4 protein-coding genes are annotated in these 3,489 nt (G+C 52.2%); all 4 read left to right on the top strand.

Going from position 1 to position 3,489, the window contains the following annotated elements; translation table 11 throughout:
- Positions 1–142 precede the first annotated feature (142 nt).
- On the top strand, positions 143–1,774 hold the full coding sequence (locus BUB55_RS12905) for an ABC transporter ATP-binding protein (protein ID WP_083597026.1): 1,632 nt from the start codon (positions 143–145) through the stop codon (positions 1,772–1,774).
- A gap of 90 nt (positions 1,775–1,864) precedes the next feature.
- Positions 1,865–2,431, top strand: coding sequence for a DUF3793 family protein (locus BUB55_RS12900; protein WP_073192128.1), 567 nt, complete (start codon positions 1,865–1,867; stop codon positions 2,429–2,431).
- A gap of 42 nt (positions 2,432–2,473) precedes the next feature.
- Entirely contained in the window at positions 2,474–2,902 is a 429-nt protein-coding gene (locus BUB55_RS12895; RefSeq protein WP_073192126.1) for a flavodoxin, read from the top strand.
- A gap of 104 nt (positions 2,903–3,006) precedes the next feature.
- Positions 3,007–3,489 (top strand): aminotransferase class V-fold PLP-dependent enzyme (locus BUB55_RS12890; protein WP_143153070.1); only part of this gene is annotated, 483 nt, incomplete at its 3' end.

Below are 3,489 nucleotides of genomic sequence, written 5' to 3'. Positions count from 1 at the left end.
GAAAAGAGCATGAAACTACTTGACAATGAAGCGCTAATAGCCTAGATTTACACCAGTTGGAGACCTGGATTTTCAACTAAAAAAGGGACAAATTCCGTTTGTCCGTGGCGTTGTCTGGACATTCCTGCACTTTGTTTCGCTCATGTTCCCGATGATGATGCTCTTTTATTTTTTGATGGAGCAGATGGGCATTGGTGAATTTGCTGGTAAAACTCCGCACGGAACCTTGTTCTATGTGGGAATTGCTGCAGTCCTGTTTATCGTGATGCTTGTTATTTACAGGTTCTCGTACAGCGCGACTTACAGCAGCGTATACGACGAAAGCATGCGCCGCCGCGTCTCGATTGCCGAAAAGCTCCGCAAGTTGCCGCTCTCCTTCTTTGGCAAAAAGAACCTTTCGGATTTGACGTCGACCATCATGGACGATTGCAACGCGCTCGAAATGATTTTCTCGCACGCCGTACCGGAACTTTTCGCCGCCATCGGAAGCGTCACCGTTATCGGAATCATGCTGTTCTGCTACAACTGGAAAATGTCTATCGCACTTTTCTGGGTGGTACCCGCAGCGGCATTGCTCATTGCGCTATCCAAGAAAATTCAGGACCGCTGGTTCGAAAATTCATATAACGCCCGCCGCGTGATTATAGAAGATATCCAGGAAGGTCTCGAAAACGTGCAGGAAATCCGCTCGTATTCGGGCGAAACCGCCTACCTCGATCAATTTGACAAGGATTGCATCAACTACGAAAAATCGCAGATGGATTCCGACGTGAAGGTGGGTTCGTTCCTGAATTCGGCGCAGGGCATTCTCAAGATGGGTCTTGCCACGGTGCTGATTACAGGCGCAAGGCTTTGGACCAAGGGCGAAATCGACGTGTTTACCTACCTGGTGTTTATCGTGTGCGCGGCAACGGTCTACAATCCGGTTTTCTTGGTGTTCAACAATCTCGCCGAGCTCTTCTTTGTGAATGTGCGCCTGCGCCGTTTCCGCGAAATGGACCAGATGCCCATACAGCAGGGCGCAAGCAATTTCGTCCCCGCTAATTACGACATCGAATTCAAGGATGTTGACTTTAATTACAACGAAAACAAGCAAGTTCTGAAAAAGGTTTCGTTCACGGCAAAGCAAGGCGAAATCACCGCACTTGTGGGGCCGAGCGGCAGCGGAAAGACGACTGCAGCAAAACTCGCGGCACGCTTTTGGGATATTCAAGGCGGCAAGGTGACCCTCGGCGGGCAGGACATCAGCAAGATTGACCCTGAAACGCTCCTCAAGAATTTCTCCATCGTCTTCCAGGACGTGGTGCTGTTCAACACAAGCATCAAGGACAACATCCGCATCGGCAAGCGCGACGCCAGTGACGAAGAAATCCTGAAGGTGGCAAAACTCGCGGGATGCGATGAATTCGTGCAGAAGATGCCGCAAGGCTATGACACCGTCATCGGCGAAAACGGCGAAACGCTCTCGGGCGGAGAACGCCAGCGAATCTCGATTGCACGCGCCTTGTTGAAAGACGCGCCCATCATCTTGCTCGACGAAGCGACCGCAAGTCTCGACGTAGAAAACGAATCCAAGATCCAGCGCGGCATTTCGCAGCTGGTGAAGGGCAAGACTGTCATCATCATCGCGCACCGCATGCGTACCATCGCAAACGCCGACAAAGTCGTGGTACTGCAAGACGGTCTCATCGCCGAAACGGGCACCCCTGCCGAGCTCAAGGCGAAAGGCGGCCTGTTCTGCAAGATGCTTGAATTGCAAATGAACAAAAATTAATACAAAATTAGCCTTGACAAACATCAAGGCTTTTTTATATATTTGTTAGAGAAATCTAACTTTACAATTTATTTGTAGTTTGCAATAAAAATGAATCGCCTTTTAGACCACCGTCTTGTTCGCCAATGCGCGCCAACACTCGCGGGACTCAAGGTCGGAAGTTTATTCTGCCTTGAATCTTCACCCAGCGAAACGCTGTGTAAACAACTCGCCCACTGGAACAAGGAGCTCAACCCTCGCGGCGTGTGCGTGCGCGTTATCGCAGAACGCTGCGGTCGCAGTTTTATCTACGTCTATCGCGAAGACGCCCTGAAAAAGCTTATTGCCGAGCCGGAAATCCGCCATTTTCTCGCCACCTACGGCTACACAGACTTTAGCACCGACTGTGCACTCGCATACATGACGGCGCGCATCCGCAAATGCCACTGTTTTCCGCACGAAGTCGGACTATTCTTGGGCTACCCCCTCGAAGACGTGAAAGGGTTCATTATCAACGGCGGCAGGAATAGCAAATATACGGGCTACTGGAAAGTATACGGCGATGTAACCGAATGCGAAAAACGGTTCGCCTGCTTTCGCAAGTGCTTCGATGTTTTCAACAAACTATTTGAAAAAGGATATTCGCTGCCGATGCTGACCGTCCGAAACGCAGCGTAATCAAACGACATTTACCTCTTTAATTCACCTAGGAGAATCACAATGGAAAAAATCGCAGTCATTTACTGGAGCGGAACCGGCAACACCGAACTGATGGCAAAATACGTCGCCGAAGGTGCAAAGGCCGCCGGCGCCGAAGCCGACGTGTTCAGCGTCTCGGACTTTTCGCAGGGCCAGCTGAGCGAATACGCCCGCTATGCGCTGGGTTGCCCCGCCATGGGCGCCGAGGAACTCGAAGATTCCGAATTCCAGCCCTTCTACGAAGCCGTCAAACCCGCACTCAACGGCAAGAAAGTCGCCCTGTTCGGCTCTTATGGCTGGGGTGGCGGCGAATGGATGAACCCGTGGAAGGCCGATGCTGAAGCCGCTGGCCTCGTGTTGGTCGCAGAGCCGCTCGCCATCGAGAACGCCCCCGATGACGCCGGCAAGGCCGCCTGCCAGGATCTCGGCAAGGCGCTCGCCACCGCCTAAAAAGACTTTTTCTTTCTTATAGTGTTTTGGATTGAAGCAGCCCTGACGGAATCACACTCCGTTGGGGCTTTGCCGTTCCCCATTTTTCTATCTTTTTGGTAGTTATGTCCTACTTCGACTACACGGCAAACACCCCGGCATGCGAAGAAGCCTTGCAACGATTCTGCGAAGTTGAACGCAGGTTTATCGGCAACGCCAATTCGAATCACGAAGCAGGGCATGCAGCAAAAGCATTTCTCGCCCAGGTGACCGATTCCATCGCGAAACTTTTGGGCGTAAACCCCGACGAAATCATTTACACCTCGGGCGCCAGCGAAAGCAACAATACCGCCATCCGCGGCATCGTCCAGGCCAAGCGCCATGTGGGCAAGCACATCGTCACGAACCCGCTGGAGCATTCTTCGGTAAGCGCCACGCTCACGGCCCTGCAAGAAGCGGGCTACGAAATCGAGATGGCAAAAATCGGCACCGATGGAAAAATCGACCTGGAAGACTTGAAGAGCCTGCTCCGCAAAGATACGGTGCTTGTGACGGTAAACGCGGTCGATAGCGAACTCGGGACGGTACAACCGCTGGAAGCCATCAGC

The sequence above is a fragment of the Fibrobacter sp. UWP2 genome (genome assembly GCF_900141705.1).
GTDB lineage: Bacteria > Fibrobacterota > Fibrobacteria > Fibrobacterales > Fibrobacteraceae > Fibrobacter.
The sequence above is the reverse complement of the archived record's forward strand: the minus strand, read 5'-3'. Positions and strand labels throughout refer to the sequence as shown.

Excerpts from the sequence above, each read along its gene's own strand:
- BUB55_RS12905 (WP_083597026.1), top strand. The coding sequence starts at position 143 with ATGTTCCCGATGATGATGCTCTTTTATTTTTTGATGGAGCAGATGGGC.
- BUB55_RS12900 (WP_073192128.1), top strand. The coding sequence starts at position 1,865 with ATGAATCGCCTTTTAGACCACCGTCTTGTTCGCCAATGCGCGCCAACA.
- BUB55_RS12895 (WP_073192126.1), top strand. The coding sequence starts at position 2,474 with ATGGAAAAAATCGCAGTCATTTACTGGAGCGGAACCGGCAACACCGAA.